This window comes from Paenibacillus sp. Cedars, from assembly GCF_003184205.1.
Classification (GTDB): Bacteria; Bacillota; Bacilli; order Paenibacillales; family Paenibacillaceae; genus Paenibacillus_AQ; species Paenibacillus_AQ glucanolyticus.
Window position 1 is genome coordinate 6,108,766 of sequence record NZ_CP020866.1, and the last position, 16,737, is coordinate 6,125,502.

Consider the following 16,737-nt stretch of genomic DNA (forward strand, 5'->3'; position numbering starts at 1 on the left):
TGCTTGCTTGAGTATCACTTACTCGAGTTTACCGGCATTTCAACGGCTTTTTCAAAAAGACATGCAGATAGCTGTTCAAACACCTCGGACTCCCTTTCAACCATTTTGTACATTTTGTTCTGGCCTCTTATAGCATAACCTTTTTGATTCATATCGAGGAAGTAATCATGTAATTCTCCATCACCGTCACGATAAAAAATAGTGAACGCAAACGTCTCTCCTCCATCATTTCTTATGTTTTTGGTGACAAATGATCTTGCTGATCTCGTATACGAAACGGAATCCAGAATGCTCATCCATTGGTTGAGCTCATTATGGTTGTCCTCGAATTCGATTAGGTAAGGTGTTATGTTAGATCCATTCAGGTGATAAAAAAAGATTTTTTCTATTGTAGTAAAATGGCTAATGAGGCTTGTAGCAGGCAAGCGAACCGAGTAATAGTTAATGATCCAAGAAATTGTTAAGATTATCACTGCACATGTGATCACTAATTTCTGTTGTTTCCTCAGCTTCTTCATAAATTTCCTTTCCTCAATCCCTGTCTTTTGTATTTATTAATCTAAACACTTGATTGGATAACTTGGTTGCAGAAACACCCTGTTTTTGACTTCACATTGGTAAAAAAGAGCGAAGCGTGCTTATTTTTGTTGGAACCGTACATTGGATCAAGCAGGGCGATCCTCCTTTTTGCATTAGATTTGTTGGGAATGATTTTTTGGAAGGTGGGGTGTTGTTGCCGATGAAGGTACAGATGTTGGAGCAAGCTTACGTATTATCGGGGCTGTCCATCAAGGATGTTCTGGAACAAAAGTTCTGTGTATTCGATCTGGAGGCCACCGATGATCAGGTAGAGAACGCGGAGGTCGTGGAAATTGGAGCCGTCCGTATGGACAGTACGGGCATACAAGAAGAGCAGACGTTCCATACGTATATCAAACCATCCGGGCCGATTCCGCAGCCGATCGCAGTCTCGACAGGAATCTATAATGCAGATGTGGAGGGTTCGCCCAGATTCCCGAAGGGGTACGGAATGTTTACCGGTTTTGCTAACGAATGCATCTTTGTCACGTACGGAGGGGATGAGTTTGATCTGCCGCTGCTCCAGCGTGAATGTGCCCGGCATGGTCTGCCCGAACCCGCGAATCCCTGTATTGATATCAAGGCAATGTTCGCTGGCCTTCATCCTGAAGTCGAAGATGAGATCACGATGGAGATGATGATGGACTATTACGGATTCGAGACCACAAGTCATAAGAGTGGCAATAGAATCGGAAATTACATGTTGATCGGTCACATATGGATGGATATGATGCAGGAGCTTAAGGCCAGAAGCATCCAACACCTTGAATACCCCGAACCGCTGATCGTCAAAAGATTTCAGCATCCGTCCAAGCGAAGCGTAGATACCGGCTCACGCAAGCTTCGTTTTCCTGCTCTGACGAATTCCCAGCGGAAGATCATGCTCAGTATTCTTGTATTATTCTTTCTTACGATGACTCTAACGGGTATGGTTGATCTATTCACGTTCCGATTGAGATGGAATGGTGGTTTATCCGGAAATGGCAATCCTGCACTCTTGATTGTATTCCTGCTGGTGCCGTTATACGCCGTACTTCTGTGTCTGACGGGGGCGGCATCCTGTTACTTTTTCCGGGAAAAAATGAGGGATGGATGGTATTCCGGCGGCATGTTATCTTTCCTTGTCGTGATGAACGGCACCATAAGCTGGTTGGCTGTCGGATATTATTATAGGATCTTTCATAACCTTGTCGGGGCAACATCAGAGTCAGGCTCCACTATATTCCGGTTTGGGGAATGGGATCAGTATTCAAATACGGCCTTTATTAATATTTTTACATATAGTCTGGGCATCTCTCTTTCGTTGTTAATAGGCTATGGGATTGCATTTCTTACACGTAAACAGCGGGGCTGATCTGGTGAGGCCCTGCCCTCAGGGAAGCTTAGAACGTGCAGGAACGCGAATTGCCTATAACTCCCCTTGTGTTCGCCTCGGAATTTTGGGACAATAAGGAGTGGTGGACTATGAATGGAAAGAGGACCTATCAATGAACAAACCATCCATATATGGATTAACCTTAGATCAGATGACCGCTTGGCTTGGCGAGCGTGGACATAAGAAGTTTCGGGCAACACAGGTGTGGGAATGGCTGTATCGGAAGCGGGTCACTGCTTTTTCGGATATGACGGACGTGCATCCCGAATGCGTGGAGCTGCTCGCGGATCATTATACTATTCTGACCTTGGAAGAGCATACCAAGCAGGAATCGCTCGACGGGACGGTTAAGTTTCTGTTTAAGCTGGTGGACGGCAACCTGATAGAAACCGTATTGATGCGGCATAAATTCGGCTTGTCGGTCTGTGTGACAACTCAAGTGGGCTGCAACATTGGCTGCAGCTTCTGTGCCAGCGGGCTGCTGAAGAAGAGTCGGGATTTATCGGCAGCTGAAATTGTAGAGCAGGTCATGCAGGTTCAGCTACACCTGGATCAGAGAGGCAAGGACGAGCGCGTCAGCCATCTTGTAGTGATGGGGATTGGGGAGCCGTTTGATAACTATGAGAACATGTCGGATTTCATCCGCGTGATCAAGGATCATAAGGGCCTTGCCATCGGACCGCGGCATATTACGGTTTCGACCAGCGGGCTGGCTAACAAAATCGTGGAGTTTGCGGACAGCGATCTCGGCGTGAATCTCGCCATCTCCCTGCATGCGCCGAATGACGAGATTCGTACGCGCATCATGAAGATTAACAAAGCGATTCCGATTCAGAAGCTGATGGCAGCCATTGATTATTATTTGGAAAAAACGAATCGCCGGATCACGCTGGAGTACATTCTGCTGAAAGATGTGAATGACCAGCGCGAGCACGCGCTTGAGCTTGCAGAGCTCGTGGGCGATCGTCGTAACCTGGCGAATGTGAACCTCATTCCCTACAATCCGGTGGATGAGCACAGCCAATATCAGCGGAGTTCGAAGGAATCGATTACCGCATTTTACGATACCCTGAAGAAGCAGGGGATTAGCTGCAGCGTGCGTCTGGAGCATGGCACCGATATTGATGCGGCCTGCGGACAGCTGCGGAGCAAGCAGATCAAGAAAGCACAATAGCACCGAGGGCGATGCTGGATACAGCAATCGATCAGGGCTTATCGGGCGAAGAAGAGTATACTCATTCCATGGGTATGCTCTTTGCTGTTTCCATGGACTTCTATAACTCGGGATAGAAATAACGGCCCTGAAAAGGGCCGTTATGCCTGCTCTCATACATGTTACGGGAATCAATTGCTCCAGCTCCCTTTCCTTCTTGGACTGCTGATTGCTTAGTAAGCTTTTCTACCGCTATAGGAATGGTGCTTGTGGATCCGGCCGTGTTTTTTGACTTCTTTGTTGATTGCTTTGCCACCGGCTCCGCCTCCGACTGCTTGCTGCTGCCGGGTGCCTTTGCTATCGATGGCCGCGTTGGTTCCGCCTGTGCTGTATTTTCCGGCGCCGCTGGCAATTTGCGTAGCAGAAGCGCTGCTGCCCCGGCTCGGCAGCTTGGCTACCTGTTTGTTGATCACAAACACCACTTCCTTTTGAAGCTGTTTGTGCCGGCCGCGCTTGCTGCGGTGTTTCGAGGAATGATCCCTCGGATGCTTAAGTCCCAGGTTCTTGGCAATGCCGCCCGCGCCTATGCTTTCCTGCTGGAACGTATGCGGGGAGTTGATGGCGGCGTTGCTGCCGGATGCGCTGCTCTTTCCTGCGCCGCTGGCGATTTGCGTTGTATTGGGAGCATTCGTGAATTGGTCGTTGACGACAACAACAAATCGTCCGATGCCTCCAAGCGGCGAGCTCAGGGAGAAACGCTGATTGCCCTTCTCGATGGTGATGGTGAGCAGATCCTTATGAGCCACTTGCCCTCATCTCCTTTTTTGCAGGGTCTATGTTTATACTTTATCGTAGAACATTCATGCTGAGCAGGGTAAGGGGTATATGCCAAGAGACGGACCAATTGAGGAAACGGCCTGTATTCCAGCGGTTAGAGGAATGTATAAGAATTGGGGCTTCGTTGTGTATAATGAGTAAGGTGATAGAAAGGGTGGGAATATGCTGACAATCAAAGAATACAGCGTGGAGTTGGTCAAAGATCCGTTCGGAATCTTAACCGGCAAACGCTTTGAATTTGTATGTGATCTGGACGTTCCGGAGGATGATGAGCTTTATTCGGAGCAGGGCATTTACTTAAGGGTGATTTTTCTGGATGACGAGGAGCGCTCGCGTATCGTCAAGTACGATTTTTATGAGCGGACCACGGATCAGTATCTGGACTTCGATATGGAACCCGAAGAAGAAGAACAGCTTACCGCTTTTTGCAAAGAGCATTTGCAAGAGGATGGTTAGAGCCGAGCCGGAAGCATTGTGAAAAGGCACCCTCGGGGGTGTCTTTTTTTCATTTTTACACAGCAGATTTATCGTTCAGCGGTAATTCAAGACATACAGGCGTATTCCTTAAAATCAAGAGCCAGACTATGCATACAATCGGTTCGCTATTTGCATGATATAAAATAACAGAATTCAACATAATTTTGGATGAGCTGTAGGTCATATACTGAAAACATGGTGAAATAGAGGATAGGGTTACCATATTTTCACCCTATTCGTAACGCAATTTACATACCTGTAAACCTCTTTGAAGATTAAATATGTTATCCTAGACATACTAACCTTACATACATCATTCATTAGGGAGGGGATTGACCGTGAATATTGAGGTACGTTTATGCCCGAAGGAACAGTCATTTATTCTGCATAACATCTATCCACTGTACTTGCATGACATTGCTGAGATATGGGGGGTCCGCCCTAACCGGTTCGGTGTATTCGAGAAAGAGGATGTGCCAACCCTGAGCGAACAGACCAAGCAGCTCGATGTTTGGTGGGAGCAGCCATCGGTTCTTTTTCCTTATTTGATCAGTGTGGATGGCATTGCGGCAGGGCTGGCGCTGGTGGCGACAACACCGTACATTCCATCACCGAATATCCAGTATTATTTGAATGACTTTTTTGTGCTTCGGACTTTTCGAAGACAAGGTGTAGCCCAACGTGCGGCTGAGCTTGTGTTCGATCATTTCCAAGGTGCATGGGAGCTTCAGACGAATCCGACCGAGCGTAATATGAGCACTCAGATTTTTTGGCGCAAAACGCTGAATACGTACACGGGCGGAAGGTATACGGAGCATGATGGCGTCCATCCTGAGAAGGGAGATATGCTGGTATTCCGTTTTAATAACAAATAGATCGGAAACTCCAAGTATTTCTTCTATGTTGGGATAGGGGGCTTGACAGCTAGGTGAGGCCGGGATTACACTGAGTAAAATTTTGTGAAAAAATGCTTGGATGAGGACGCCTGAATCGTAAATGAAGCTGAAATCAGAGAGCTGCTGGATGGTGCGAAGCAGTCAGCGGCGATGAATGGCCATCACCTCGGAGCAGATCTGCCGATGATTGAGGTCTTGAGGTGGATCCGGGAACTCCCTGCCGTTATCATGGGGCATCATTGATGGATGGTGATTAGAGCGCGTGCCGGTTTGATCGGCGCGAATCAGGGTGGTAACGCGGAGCGAGGCTCCGTCCCTACAAGGGACGGGGTTTTTTTGTGTTTCCAGGGTCATCGTACGCGCAACGCACAAGCGTACAATGCTTGATGACGGATGGATTCAGGACTCCAACAGCTGGCAAACAGGATTGATCCTGGGAGAGAGGGAGTGTACAAATGCTTGGGAAGTTGATGCCACGGGACGAGGTGCTGTATGGAGCGGATTTTATTCAGGATGAGGTCTCGTACAATCTGATCCATCTCATAACTGAATCGCCGCAGAATGTTGGTCTGAAATCGCTGGATGGACGCATGATCCTTGCCCAGTCTCCCCGTGGGAACGCCTGGTTATGGTTAGCCCGGGAGGTCACAGACGAAGAACGTCAAAACTTATTGCAAGAGCTGGTGAGGGAGCTGGGAGAGGCTGCACTGCCTGGAGTGACCGGAGAGCCGGACGTGGCGGAGCAGTTTGCAAGGATTTATGCGGACGCCCATAACGTGGCCTGCCGTCATCATATGACGATGGAATGTTACCATGCTCCCATCGTGAAGCGGCCTCTGCATGTAGAGGGTGCAATTAGGCTTGCCGCACCCGAGGATACGCAGCAGGTGGCCCGGTTTCTGGTAGGCTTCTCGGAAGATGCTTACGGTGTGCGCGCGAATGCGGCAAGCCAGGTCGTGGCAGCGGAGCGCCTCATTAAACAAGGCGGACTCTATGTATGGATTGCCGGTGATCAAACGGTATCCATGGCCAACATCGCGCACCGGTCACCAAGACACGGACGGATAAATGCCGTATACACTCCGAGAAATGAACGGAAAAAAGGATATGCCAGCGCGTTGGTGGCCGAACTTGGACTTGTCCTGAGGCAGGATGGCCTGGTCCCCATGCTGTATGCCGATCAGGCCAACCCGGGCTCCAATCGGGTGTACCGAAAGATCGGATTTAACCGGTGCGGGACGATTCGTGACTTCAAGTTTGTTAACCATGAATAACGAATCCTTGGATGTCGCCCGCCACGGCTTGGACAAAGCCGGGGCAGACGGCAGGCGCCAACAAATGTTATTCTATAAAGGTATCTAGAAAATGCCGGGCCCGATTGGACAGTACATGATCCTTGAGCCAGACAATGCCGACGTCGGACTGAAAATCAGCGCTTGTGATGGACAGTGTCCGGATGTTGGGGATCGCGAATGAGGACATGACCGATTCGGGTAAAATGGTGGTACCAATACCTTCAGCTACCAAGGCCAGGATAATGGCGACGCTGGAACATTCACATATGACACGCGGTTCAAGTCCGCCGCGCTTGAATTCTTGTATGACCCGCTCATGCATCCCGATCGTCTGATCGGTCTTTAAGGACAGGAACGGATAATCCGCCAGCTCGCGCATCGAGATTTCGGACAGGGCGGCAGTGCTTTCCCAACTGCTGGGAAGGACCGCCACGAAGGGGTCCGAAGGCAAGGGCTGCACAGCATATCGCTCAGGCCCGAAGCTGGATTCGAAGGGGAGGCGGGTCACCGCCAGCTCAATGTTGCGTTTGTCGAGCTGATCTGCCAGCAGGGAATGATCCCCTTCCCGAATCTTGAAGGTGACCTCCGGATAGTGCTGCCGGAAGATATGGATCCGCTGCGGCAGGAGAGAAATGCAGGATACGACGGCGCCGATGGAGAGCATGCCGCGGACTCCTGCGTGAATCTCTTTTACCTCGGTTAGCGTTTCATTAAACTGGTTTAGCAGGGATGCCGCCCTGTTCTGCAGAAGCTCGCCTGCATGCGTCAGCTGCAGCTGCTTGCCGCTGCGGTCAAACAGCGTAACGCCAAGCTCCTCCTCCATCAGCTTCAGCTGACGGCTTAACGGAGGCTGCTCCATGTTCAGCTGTTTCGCTGCACGCGTGATCTGTCCTTCCTGCGCAATCGTCAGGAAATATCGTAGCTGCCGGATATCCATGCTCTCTACCTCCTCTCCATACCCAAAAGGTATGGTATCCCTATAAATCAGATATTTTTAATATAGGGTATCGATTGATATGATTCAACTAATAAAAACGTTTGCAGATTAAGGAGATGTGTGTACATGACTTACATGATACCCGTGGAATTAACGAATACCCCGAAGGCGAAGCCGAGCCATCATAAACAGGCCTTCGGCACTGTGTTTACGGATCATATGTTTATTCTCGACTATGACGCCGGCAAAGGCTGGCACGATCCCCGTGTCATTCCTTATCAGCCTATTGAATTGGATCCTGCTGCGAAGGTATTTCATTATGGCCAGACGGTATTTGAAGGCTTGAAGGCTTATCTGACAGAAGATCAGCGGATTCTTATGTTCCGTCCAGGCAAAAATATTCAGCGGCTTAACTTGTCCAATCATCGCCTCAGCATCCCGGCACTCGACGAAGAACTGGTGATGGAGGCACTCAAACAGCTGGTGCTCGTGGATCGCGACTGGATTCCATCCGAGCCGGGAACATCGCTCTATATCCGCCCGTTTGTCATTGCAACCGAGCCGGTGCTTGGCGTAGCGCCGTCCCTGCAATACAAGTTCATGATCATCCTGTCGGTTGTCGGCTCGTATTATGCGGAAGGCATTAATCCGGTGAGCATTTATGTCGAGCCGAAATATGTACGCGCGGTAGCCGGAGGAGTGGGTAACGCCAAGACGGCAGGCAACTATGCGGCAGGCTTGAAGGCACAGGATGAAGCCACCCTGAAGGGATATTCCCAGGTGTTATGGCTCGACGGCGTGCACCGCAAATATATTGAGGAAGTCGGCAGCATGAATGTGTTCTTCAAGCTTGGCGACACAGTGGTGACCCCGGCACTGAACGGAAGCATCCTGGACGGGGTTACCCGGAACTCGGTCATTCAGCTGCTCCAGCATTGGAACATTCCTGTGGAAGAACGTGCGCTTTCCATTGATGAGATCGTGGAAGCCCATCGCAGCGGATTGCTGACCGAAGCATTTGGAACCGGCACGGCAGCGGTTATTTCACCCATCGGCTCCCTGGAGTGGGAAGACGAGCAATTGGTGATTGGCGAGGGAGCAACGGGCGAACTCTCCAGACGTGTATATGATGCGATCACGGGCATCCAGCTTGGAACGGCGGAGGACCCGTTCGGCTGGGCCGTTGAGCTTACATTATCTTAATGAACTTTATAAGGACTTGCTTCAGGCGGCACACTGCTTGAAGTTGAGTCCTTTTTTTCTTGCCGCGGCTCATGGTACGATGTGGGTAAATCACGAACTCGTATCGATATTGAGGGCCATGGAGGTGAATGTGTGTGAATCGTCCGCAGAGCGTTGTTCCGGATGCCATCGTTTTTACGAATGCTGCCTTTCCTTTCACTGCATCGACCACGCACGGTATATTTGCCGGAGCCCAGCGCCTGCATTGGCACCATGCTCTGGAGCTTAACTATATTCGCAGCGGCATCGGATTTATTCTGATCAACGGGATGAAGCTGCCTTTTCAGCAGGGGGACATTATTTTCATTAACAGCAATGATCTGCACCGGGCTTATGAAACGGAGAACCTCGTCATGGATGTCATTATGTTCGAGCCTTCGCTGCTGTCCATTGATCTCAAGTTCGATCCGGATTTGATGGCTCCGTTCCGTTCGCTGGGGAACGTGGACCGGCAGTCTCCGGTCCACGATGAATTGGCCCGGCTGCTCCGGCGCATGATGGACGAGAATGAAGCGCGGGGCACCTCTTACATGAGTCTGATCCGTTCGGATCTGATTCGATTCCTTAGTTTGGCGAACCGCCACCTGTCAACTCCGATCCAGGAGAACCGACCGATCAAGGGCAGGGGAATGCACGCGTTAAAAGAAGTTCTGCGCACGATGGAGCTTCACCTGGATTACGGCTGGACGCTGCAGGAGCTGTCGGATTTGACACACCTGAGTCCTTCCCGGTTCAGCGCACTCTTCCAGCAGGCGGTTGGAACGTCCCCGCACCATTACCTGATCCAGCTGCGCCTAACCCATGCCGTGCATCTGCTGGAGACAACCGATCAGAAGATCATTGAGATTGCGGAAACCTGCGGATTTCGGAATTTGTCCAACTTCAATCGCTTGTTCAAGCAGCATGTCGGCGCATCGCCAAGCGAAATTCGGGAGCACGCGTATGCGGGCCGTCCCGTTATTCCTTCAACCACGAAGTCTGAGAAACAGTAAGATAGTATCACTCCTCGATGGTATAGCAGTAGATGGAGCACGGTGGAAGCGGTATCTTGGATATATACCACCATGATGCCGCTATAGGCGGGTAGGAGTGAAGTCCATGAGTTTGTATCTGGGTGTAGATGCCGGCGGCAGCAAGACGCACGCTGTGATCTGTGATGAACAAGGGAACATTCTTGGCAAGGGGGCTTCTGGTAACGGTAATCACCAGATTCACCGTGAACATGCGGCCCGTAACATTGAGGAAGCCTGTGATGCAGCTCTTCAACAGGCTGGTGTTGCCAAAGAAGATATAAGTTATGCCTATTTCGGCTTGGCTGGAGCGGACCGGGAAGCAGATTATGAGATTCTGCGCCCCATGATCGGAGCGCTGGGCTATGCCAGACATGGTATCGCATGCGATACCATTATCGGTATGCGGGCAGGAACGAGCCGTCCATATGGAGCTGCATTGATCTGCGGTACGGGCTTTAACAGCGCGGCGCGCAATCGCGCGGGAGCAGAGCTGCAGTATGGGGGCTTCGGATTCTTATATGGGGACGGATACGCAGGCGGTTCGGGGTTCGCGAAGCTGGCCTTCCGGGCGGTTATTCGGGCTTGGGACGAGCGGGGACCGGCAACTTTATTGACTTCGCTCGTTCTGGAGCAGATGGGATATGCGTCCGTGGAACCGATGTACGAGGATGTTCTCTACGGTAAAGCTTCGGTTCCGCCAAGCCTGGTGAAAACCTTGTTCCAGGCAGCCGAAGCCGGCGACGAGGTAGCGACCCGGATTCTTCAGAACGAAGGCGAAGAGCTGGCCAATGCGGTATGCACGCTCATCCGGCGGCTGGATATGACCGATGAAGCCTTTGACATTGTCTATATCGGCAGTGTGCTGAACAGGCCGAACAGCTCCATTTTGACGGATGCGATTGAACGGGTCGTTGCAGTCCGTGCACCGCATGCAGCATGTGTAAGACTGACCTCCGATCCGGTTTCCGGCGCACTTCTCTGTGCGATGGATGCCGATGGGGTTACCGTGGCTGCAGAGACGGAAGCCAAACTGAAGGCTTTTACGTTCGAACAGGTAACCACGGCCTGACCAGCTTAGCGATGGAATAGATCATATGGATAACATATCTTGGAGGCGATGAACATGGCAGCAGGATTGAAGATAGCGGTCATTGGGGGAGGGTCCTCGTACACCCCGGAAATTGTTGAAGGTTTCATTCGCAATTATGAGCAGATGCCGATTCGTGAACTATGGTTCGTAGATATTGATGAGGGCAAGCATAAGCTGGAGATCGTAGGAAATCTGGCGAAGCGCATGGTAAAAGAGTCCGGCCTGTCGATTGAGGTTCATCTCACACTGGATCGCAGACAAGCGATAGCAGGCGCTGACTTTGTAACGACTCAGATGCGTGTCGGCTTGCTGGCCGCACGTAAACAGGATGAGCATATTCCGATTATGCATGGTGTCATCGGTCAGGAGACGACGGGTCCGGGCGGAATGCTGAAGGCACTGCGCACTGTTCCTGTCATTCTGGACATCTGCCGCGATATCGAGGAGCTGGCGCCGAATGCGTGGATGCTTAACTTTACGAATCCGGCCGGAATTGTAACCGAGGCTGTTGCGAAGCACAGCAAGGTCAAGTCCGTAGGACTGTGCAACTCCCCGATTAACTTCCAGAAGTTTCTCGCGGCTGAATATGGCGTGTCCGAGAAGGATGTTCTGGCCGAGTTTGTTGGCATCAACCATCTTCACTGGGTGACCTCGGCCATCGTCAACGGCGAAGAGAAGATGCCGGAGCTGCTGGACGGCGGCAAGTCGTATACGGCGAAGAACGTGCCGACCTTTGGATGGGATGCCGACTTCATCCGTTCGCTGGGAGCCATTCCGACGTATTACCTTAAATACTTCTACATGACGGATACGATGCTCGCGGATATGAAGGCATCACTGGAGAAGGACGGGACCCGAGCGGACGTGGTTAGCCGGGTAGAGCAGGAGCTGTTCGAGCTCTACAAGGACGAGAATTTGGCGGAGAAGCCGAAGCAGCTGGAGCAGCGGGGCGGTGCTTACTATTCCGAAGCGGCTGTTAACCTGATGACCTCGATCTACAATGACCGCCATGATATCCAGACACTGAATGTGTCCAATGGAAACATCTACGACTTCCTGCCTGCGGATGCCAGCATTGAGATCAACTGCGTGGTGACAGGCCAGGGCCCAATTCCACTCGTACCGCAAAAGGTTCCTTCCCATGTAAAAGGGCTGATGCATGCGGTGAAAGTGTACGAACAATTAACGATTGAAGCCGCCATTACCGGTGATCGCGGCATTGCTCTGCAAGCGCTGGTTCATCATCCGCTGGTACCGTCCGTGACGGTAGCGAAGCAGCTGCTCGATGAGATGCTGGAGGCGAACAAGAAATATTTGCCGGCCTTTTTTAAGCCGGAGGCTGTGCTGTAAATCGAGTGGGGATACCACTCCACATAAGAAACAACGCTTATATTTAGTAAAAAAGAGCCTTCCCAAGATCAGATAATCTTGGGAAGGCCTTTTGCTGATGAAACCGTATGCGATTCGTTATACGCCGGAATAAGCCATGAAACCGCCGTCCACAGGGATCACCGTTCCCGTGACGAACCCGGAGGTCTGATCGTCCACGAGCCAGAGCAGCGTACCGAGCAGATCCTCGGGTACGCCGAACCGTCTCATGGGAGTATGCGAGATGATTTTATGAGAGCGTTCGGTTAGCGAACCATCGCTATGGGTCAGCAGGTTGCGGTTCTGCTCGGTCAGGAAGAAGCCCGGCGCAATCGCGTTCACACGAATGCCCGATTCCGCGAGATGAACCGACAACCACTGCGTGAAGTTGTTGATGGCCGCTTTGGCTGCGCTGTAAGCCGGAACCTTGGTCATCGGGCTTGGCGCGCTCATGGACGAGACGTTCAGCACGACGGCCCCGGGACGCCCCAGCATCCCCTCCGCAAAGATTTGCGTCGGAATGAGGGTGCCGATGAAGTTCAGGTCGAACACGCTGCGGAAGCCCGGCACGCTTAACCCGAAGAACGTTGTAACCTCCGGATCCGGCGCTCCCGCATCTTCCGGCCGGTAGATTTCATGGGTTGTGTTGGCATCCTTACGGTTGCCGCCGGCTCCATTAATGAGGATATCGCAGGGGCCATAGGCTTCACGTACAGCCTTCTCGGCTTCGCGGACGCTCTCAACATCCGTCACGTCGCACGGAACGGCAATCGCAGCACCGCCGGCGGCGATAATCTCGTCGGCCACCTGCTGGCCCTTCGAGGCCGTGCGATTCAAGACAGCCACCTTGGCGCCTTGCCGTCCCAGTTCAAGGGCCATCGCCCGGCACAGCACCCCGGAGCCGCCCGTAATGACAACCGTCTTTCCCTTTAGTGACGGATGGAGCGGAAGTGACGGGGTATTTTGCGGCGTGTCTTCAGGGATAGCTTCTCCTGATCCTGGCCCGGAAGCTCCTGCAACATGAATATGAACCTCGCTCATTGAACAGCCTCCTTCCGCTCGGCTGCGCTCTCTGCACGCTCACGGCTGTATGCGTCCCACAGCCCCCACAGATACATAATGCCTAAGGCGCGGTCATACAGACCGTAACCCGGGCGGCATTGCTCACCCCAGATATGCCGTCCGTGATCGGGTCTTACATATCCGGTGAAACCGTTGTCATGATAAGCCTGCACAATACCGGATATATCCACGGTCCCGTCTTCGGTCCGGTGCGACGTCTCCATGAAATCGCCATTCTCGTAGACGCGGACATTTCGGATATGCGCGAATGGAATCCGGTCATGGAACTCGTGGATCATGGAGACGATATCGTTGTCCGGATTGGCGCCGAGCGACCCGCTGCACAGGGTCAGGCTGTTCGCCGGGCTGTCATACAGATGGAGGAATCTGCGCAGATTCTCCTGACTGGTGATGATTCGCGGCAGACCGAAGATCGGCCAAGGCGGATCATCCGGATGAATGGCCATTCGAATGCCATTCTTCTCGGCAGCCGGAATGACGGCGCTTAAGAAATATTCAAGGTTGCTCCACAGATCTTCCTCGGTAACGCCGCGGTAAGCCTCGAATAAGGACGTCAGATGCGCCAATCGCTCCGGCTCCCAGCCTGGCATGGTCAGGGTGCTGTTCCGGTTGATCGTCTGAACCAGCTCCATCGGGTCGGTGCCGTGGATCTTGGCCTTCTCGAAGAAGAGAGCCGTGGATCCATCCGGCGCCTGCTTGTGAAGATCAGTTCTAGCCCAGTCGAACACCGGCATGAAATTGTAGCAGATGACTTTGACGCCGACCTGACCCAATTTCTCAATCGTCCGGATGTAATTGGCTATGTATTGGTCGCGTGATGGGAGGCCGAGCTTGATATCCTCGTGGACATTCACGCTTTCCACGACGTCCACATGAAGTCCGTACGCTTTAGCTTGGTCCACAACTTCTCCAATTCGCTCCATCGGCCATTCTTCACCGACAGGAATATCGTGAAGTGCCCATACGATGCCCTCCACGCCGGGAATTTGTTTAATCTGATCCAGCGAGACCGTATCATTACCCTCGCCGAACCACCTGAATACCATGCGCATTTCTTCACCGCCTTTATAAGTTTAAGGAGTTAACGCAACAGCTGCCGGAAATCTGCAATTACGATGGTACAGCCAAGATGGAAGGCTGCGGACGGACAAGGAGGTGCACCCGCACCCGCCGCTTATGCCTTATTTAAAATAATCGGGATGCTTTTCTTTCAGCACAGCCAGATTGGAGATGATCAGGCTGAGATGTTCCTGCATCTCACGCTCTGCATGATCAGCGTCATGGCGCCGGATCGCGTCCACGATCTCCCGATGCTGCTCGTACAGGTTGGTCCAATTCGGATCGGCGGACAGCCATAACATCCGGCTCCGGTTCAGATGAGCATTCATCTGCTGCAGCACATTCCAGGTACCTACCTTGCGGCAGCCTTCAAACAAAATCCGGTGAAAGGTTTCATCCAGTTCAAACATATGCTTGCCGTCATGTTTCTCGATGCTCTCGCTTTGCTCGGACAGATTCCGTTCCAACTCAAGAAGTTTATCCTCCGGAAAGCTCTCGCAGGCAAGACGGACGACAGCCTTCTCAAGCTGCTCCCGCATGAAGCGGGCTTCCTCGACCAGCTCCGAATCAATGAGCGAGACCCGCGTGCCGCGCTGGGGAAGCACAACAACAAGGTCCTCCTGAGCCAGGCGGACAAAGCTTTCCCGCACCGGTGTTCGGCTAACTTCGAATGAAAGGGAAACCTCCTTCTCGGATAGAGCGGTTCCGGGGGGGAGCTCGAGACTCACAATTTGCTGCTTAAGCTGGGAGTACACGATATGTCCGGCCGACCCTGGCTGTAAACGCAAAGATTCTACCACGGCATCACCTCCTAATGTATTCCATACTACCATACTTGTATGGTAGTATGGAACTGAAAATCTAAATAAGAATCGGAGGGCAATCACATGAGCCGTTTGGATACGGAAAATCTGCTGCTGAACAGCAACAGTGCCAAGAAACTTTTTTATGATTATGCGGAAGGCATGCCGATATTCGATTATCACAATCATCTAAACCCGAAGGATATCGCGATCAACCGGCAATTCGATAACCTGACAGAGATATGGCTGGAGGGAGATCATTACAAATGGAGAGCCATGCGCTGGCTCGGTGTCAACGAAGAGCTGATTACAGGCAGTGCAAGCCCGGAAGAGAAGTTTATGGCCTGGGCAGGCTGCGTTCCGCGTCTGGTCGGCAATCCACTGTATCACTGGACGCATCTGGAGCTGGCGCGTTACTTCGGGGTTCAGGAGCGGCTAACCTCAGGCAATGCCAGGGAAATCTGGGAGACCTGCAATGAACAGCTCAAGAGTCCTTCCTTACGGGCAGGCGGGATTCTGGATAAATTCAAAGTGAAAGTAGCCTGCACCACGGATGATCCGCTCGATTCGCTGGAGTTCCACCGTGCCATTCGGGAGAACGGGGAATTGACCACCATCGTAGCGCCTGCATTCCGTCCGGATCGGGTGCTGGACCTGACCCATCCCGATTTCACCTCCTATGTGGAGACACTGGGATCCACGGCAGATCAAGCTGTAGATACCTACCAGGAATTGCTGGAAGCTCTGCAGCATCGGATACAATATTTCCACGATCATGGCTGCCGCCTGTCGGATCACGGCTTTGGCAGTTTTCCTTATGAACCGGCAGGGGAGAAAGAGGTTGCAGACATTTACGGCAAAGCCATCAGCGGTCTCAGCATAACGCCGCTCGAAGAACGGAAATACCGCACGTATACCCTGCTTAAGCTGGGCGAGATGTATCACGCGATGGGCTGGACCATGCAGCTGCATATTGGGGCGATCCGGAACAATAATGCGCGTATGTTCGCGAAGATCGGCAAGGATAGCGGGTATGACTCGATTATGGATTTTCATCTGGCGGAGAGCCTGAACGGATTCCTGAGCAGACTCGACAGCAGCGATCAGCTTCCGCAAACGATTGTATACAGCTTGTATTCGTCTCATTACGAAATGCTGGCTACCACGATCGGGAATTTCCAGGCGGCTGGCGTTGAGGGCAAGCTTCAGCTCGGGTCGGCCTGGTGGTTCCACGATCAGAAGGAAGGCATGCTGAAGCAGCTTACCGCGCTGTCTTCCATGGGGCTCATCAGCACCTTTGTCGGCATGCTGACGGATTCACGGAGCTTCATGTCGTTCCCAAGGCATGAATATTTCCGGCGAGTGCTGTGCCGTCTGTTCGGGGACTGGATCAAGGAAGGGGAGGTACCCGCGGATTACGATTATATCGGTGCCATTATCCAGGATATCTGCTACCTTAATGCCGAGCGTTATTTTCAAATTCGTTGACAATTTCGCGCAGAGCATGAACAATAGACTTACTATATGAAA

The 16,737-nt window shown here is 52.0% G+C and carries 16 protein-coding genes; 10 read left to right on the plus strand and 6 right to left on the minus strand.

What is annotated here, in order from left to right; all coding sequences use genetic code 11:
- Positions 1–14: 14 nt before the first annotated feature.
- Complete coding sequence (locus B9D94_RS29450; protein WP_148248599.1) at positions 15–518, minus strand: hypothetical protein; 504 nt, start codon at positions 516–518, stop codon at positions 15–17.
- Positions 519–739: 221 nt separating this feature from the next.
- Here B9D94_RS29450 and B9D94_RS29455 point away from each other — a divergent pair, with 221 nt between their 5' ends.
- Positions 740–1,933 (plus strand): 3'-5' exonuclease, encoded by a 1,194-nt coding sequence (locus B9D94_RS29455; RefSeq protein WP_148248600.1) that lies wholly within the window; start codon positions 740–742, stop codon positions 1,931–1,933.
- Between the two features lie 133 nt (positions 1,934–2,066).
- Positions 2,067–3,128: a dual-specificity RNA methyltransferase RlmN gene (gene rlmN / locus B9D94_RS29460; RefSeq protein WP_063478113.1), complete on the plus strand. Its 1,062-nt coding sequence runs from the start codon at positions 2,067–2,069 to the stop codon at positions 3,126–3,128.
- 212 nt (positions 3,129–3,340) lie between these two features.
- Here the strand turns inward: rlmN and B9D94_RS29465 are convergent, their stop codons facing one another.
- A complete protein-coding gene (locus tag B9D94_RS29465; protein ID WP_148248601.1) occupies positions 3,341–3,913 on the minus strand; it encodes a hypothetical protein in 573 nt (190 codons plus the stop codon).
- 193 nt (positions 3,914–4,106) lie between these two features.
- Here B9D94_RS29465 and B9D94_RS29470 point away from each other — a divergent pair, with 193 nt between their 5' ends.
- The 3 genes from B9D94_RS29470 to B9D94_RS29480 all read left to right on the plus strand — a co-directional run bounded on the left by B9D94_RS29470 (position 4,107) and on the right by B9D94_RS29480 (position 6,591).
- Complete coding sequence (locus B9D94_RS29470) at positions 4,107–4,400, plus strand: DUF6509 family protein (protein ID WP_148248602.1); 294 nt, start codon at positions 4,107–4,109, stop codon at positions 4,398–4,400.
- Between the two features lie 359 nt (positions 4,401–4,759).
- On the plus strand, positions 4,760–5,296 hold the full coding sequence (locus tag B9D94_RS29475; RefSeq protein ID WP_006207129.1) for a GNAT family N-acetyltransferase: 537 nt from the start codon (positions 4,760–4,762) through the stop codon (positions 5,294–5,296).
- 476 nt (positions 5,297–5,772) lie between these two features.
- The gene (locus B9D94_RS29480; RefSeq protein WP_148248603.1) at positions 5,773–6,591 is read left to right on the plus strand and encodes a GNAT family N-acetyltransferase; all 819 of its coding nucleotides are present in this window, start codon (positions 5,773–5,775) and stop codon (positions 6,589–6,591) included.
- 67 nt (positions 6,592–6,658) lie between these two features.
- Here the strand turns inward: B9D94_RS29480 and B9D94_RS29485 are convergent, their stop codons facing one another.
- Positions 6,659–7,549 (minus strand): LysR family transcriptional regulator, encoded by an 891-nt coding sequence (locus B9D94_RS29485; protein ID WP_063478109.1) that lies wholly within the window; start codon positions 7,547–7,549, stop codon positions 6,659–6,661.
- Between the two features lie 126 nt (positions 7,550–7,675).
- Between B9D94_RS29485 and B9D94_RS29490 the strand changes: the two genes are divergently transcribed.
- The 4 genes from B9D94_RS29490 (at position 7,676) to B9D94_RS29505 (ending at position 12,244) form a co-directional block, all read left to right on the plus strand.
- Entirely contained in the window at positions 7,676–8,752 is a 1,077-nt protein-coding gene (locus B9D94_RS29490; RefSeq protein ID WP_148248604.1) for a branched-chain amino acid aminotransferase, read from the plus strand.
- Positions 8,753–8,880: 128 nt separating this feature from the next.
- Entirely contained in the window at positions 8,881–9,783 is a 903-nt protein-coding gene (locus B9D94_RS29495) for an AraC family transcriptional regulator (RefSeq protein WP_253806083.1), read from the plus strand.
- Positions 9,784–9,889: 106 nt separating this feature from the next.
- Positions 9,890–10,873 (plus strand): N-acetylglucosamine kinase, encoded by a 984-nt coding sequence (locus B9D94_RS29500; RefSeq protein WP_006207124.1) that lies wholly within the window; start codon positions 9,890–9,892, stop codon positions 10,871–10,873.
- A 54-nt stretch (positions 10,874–10,927) separates the two neighbouring features.
- Entirely contained in the window at positions 10,928–12,244 is a 1,317-nt protein-coding gene (locus tag B9D94_RS29505; protein ID WP_148248606.1) for a 6-phospho-beta-glucosidase, read from the plus strand.
- Positions 12,245–12,361: 117 nt separating this feature from the next.
- Here the strand turns inward: B9D94_RS29505 and B9D94_RS29510 are convergent, their stop codons facing one another.
- The 3 genes from B9D94_RS29510 to B9D94_RS29520 all read right to left on the minus strand — a co-directional run bounded on the left by B9D94_RS29510 (position 12,362) and on the right by B9D94_RS29520 (position 15,204).
- Entirely contained in the window at positions 12,362–13,303 is a 942-nt protein-coding gene (locus tag B9D94_RS29510) for an SDR family oxidoreductase (RefSeq protein WP_006207122.1), read from the minus strand.
- Complete coding sequence (gene uxuA / locus B9D94_RS29515) at positions 13,300–14,397, minus strand: mannonate dehydratase (RefSeq protein WP_036640242.1); 1,098 nt, start codon at positions 14,395–14,397, stop codon at positions 13,300–13,302. The genes B9D94_RS29510 and uxuA overlap by 4 nt, the downstream gene beginning before the upstream one ends.
- A 129-nt stretch (positions 14,398–14,526) precedes the next feature.
- Entirely contained in the window at positions 14,527–15,204 is a 678-nt protein-coding gene (locus B9D94_RS29520; RefSeq protein WP_006207120.1) for a GntR family transcriptional regulator, read from the minus strand.
- Between the two features lie 87 nt (positions 15,205–15,291).
- Between B9D94_RS29520 and uxaC the strand changes: the two genes are divergently transcribed.
- Positions 15,292–16,695, plus strand: coding sequence for a glucuronate isomerase (gene uxaC, locus B9D94_RS29525; protein ID WP_036640240.1), 1,404 nt, complete (start codon positions 15,292–15,294; stop codon positions 16,693–16,695).
- The last annotated feature ends 42 nt before the right edge of the window (positions 16,696–16,737 follow it).

What these genes read in the sequence shown, in the direction of transcription:
- uxaC (WP_036640240.1), top strand. Translation starts at nt 15,292, where the DNA reads ATGAGCCGTTTGGATACGGAAAATCTGCTGCTGAACAGCAACAGTGCC.
- B9D94_RS29505 (WP_148248606.1), top strand. Translation starts at nt 10,928, where the DNA reads ATGGCAGCAGGATTGAAGATAGCGGTCATTGGGGGAGGGTCCTCGTAC.
- B9D94_RS29480 (WP_148248603.1), top strand. Translation starts at nt 5,773, where the DNA reads ATGCTTGGGAAGTTGATGCCACGGGACGAGGTGCTGTATGGAGCGGAT.
- B9D94_RS29490 (WP_148248604.1), top strand. Translation starts at nt 7,676, where the DNA reads ATGACTTACATGATACCCGTGGAATTAACGAATACCCCGAAGGCGAAG.
- uxuA (WP_036640242.1), bottom strand. Translation starts at nt 14,397, where the DNA reads ATGCGCATGGTATTCAGGTGGTTCGGCGAGGGTAATGATACGGTCTCG.
- B9D94_RS29485 (WP_063478109.1), bottom strand. Translation starts at nt 7,549, where the DNA reads ATGGATATCCGGCAGCTACGATATTTCCTGACGATTGCGCAGGAAGGA.
- B9D94_RS29510 (WP_006207122.1), bottom strand. Translation starts at nt 13,303, where the DNA reads ATGAGCGAGGTTCATATTCATGTTGCAGGAGCTTCCGGGCCAGGATCA.
- rlmN (WP_063478113.1), top strand. Translation starts at nt 2,067, where the DNA reads ATGAACAAACCATCCATATATGGATTAACCTTAGATCAGATGACCGCT.
- B9D94_RS29470 (WP_148248602.1), top strand. Translation starts at nt 4,107, where the DNA reads ATGCTGACAATCAAAGAATACAGCGTGGAGTTGGTCAAAGATCCGTTC.
- B9D94_RS29500 (WP_006207124.1), top strand. Translation starts at nt 9,890, where the DNA reads ATGAGTTTGTATCTGGGTGTAGATGCCGGCGGCAGCAAGACGCACGCT.
- B9D94_RS29455 (WP_148248600.1), top strand. Translation starts at nt 740, where the DNA reads ATGAAGGTACAGATGTTGGAGCAAGCTTACGTATTATCGGGGCTGTCC.
- B9D94_RS29450 (WP_148248599.1), bottom strand. Translation starts at nt 518, where the DNA reads ATGAAGAAGCTGAGGAAACAACAGAAATTAGTGATCACATGTGCAGTG.
- B9D94_RS29495 (WP_253806083.1), top strand. Translation starts at nt 8,881, where the DNA reads ATGTGTGTGAATCGTCCGCAGAGCGTTGTTCCGGATGCCATCGTTTTT.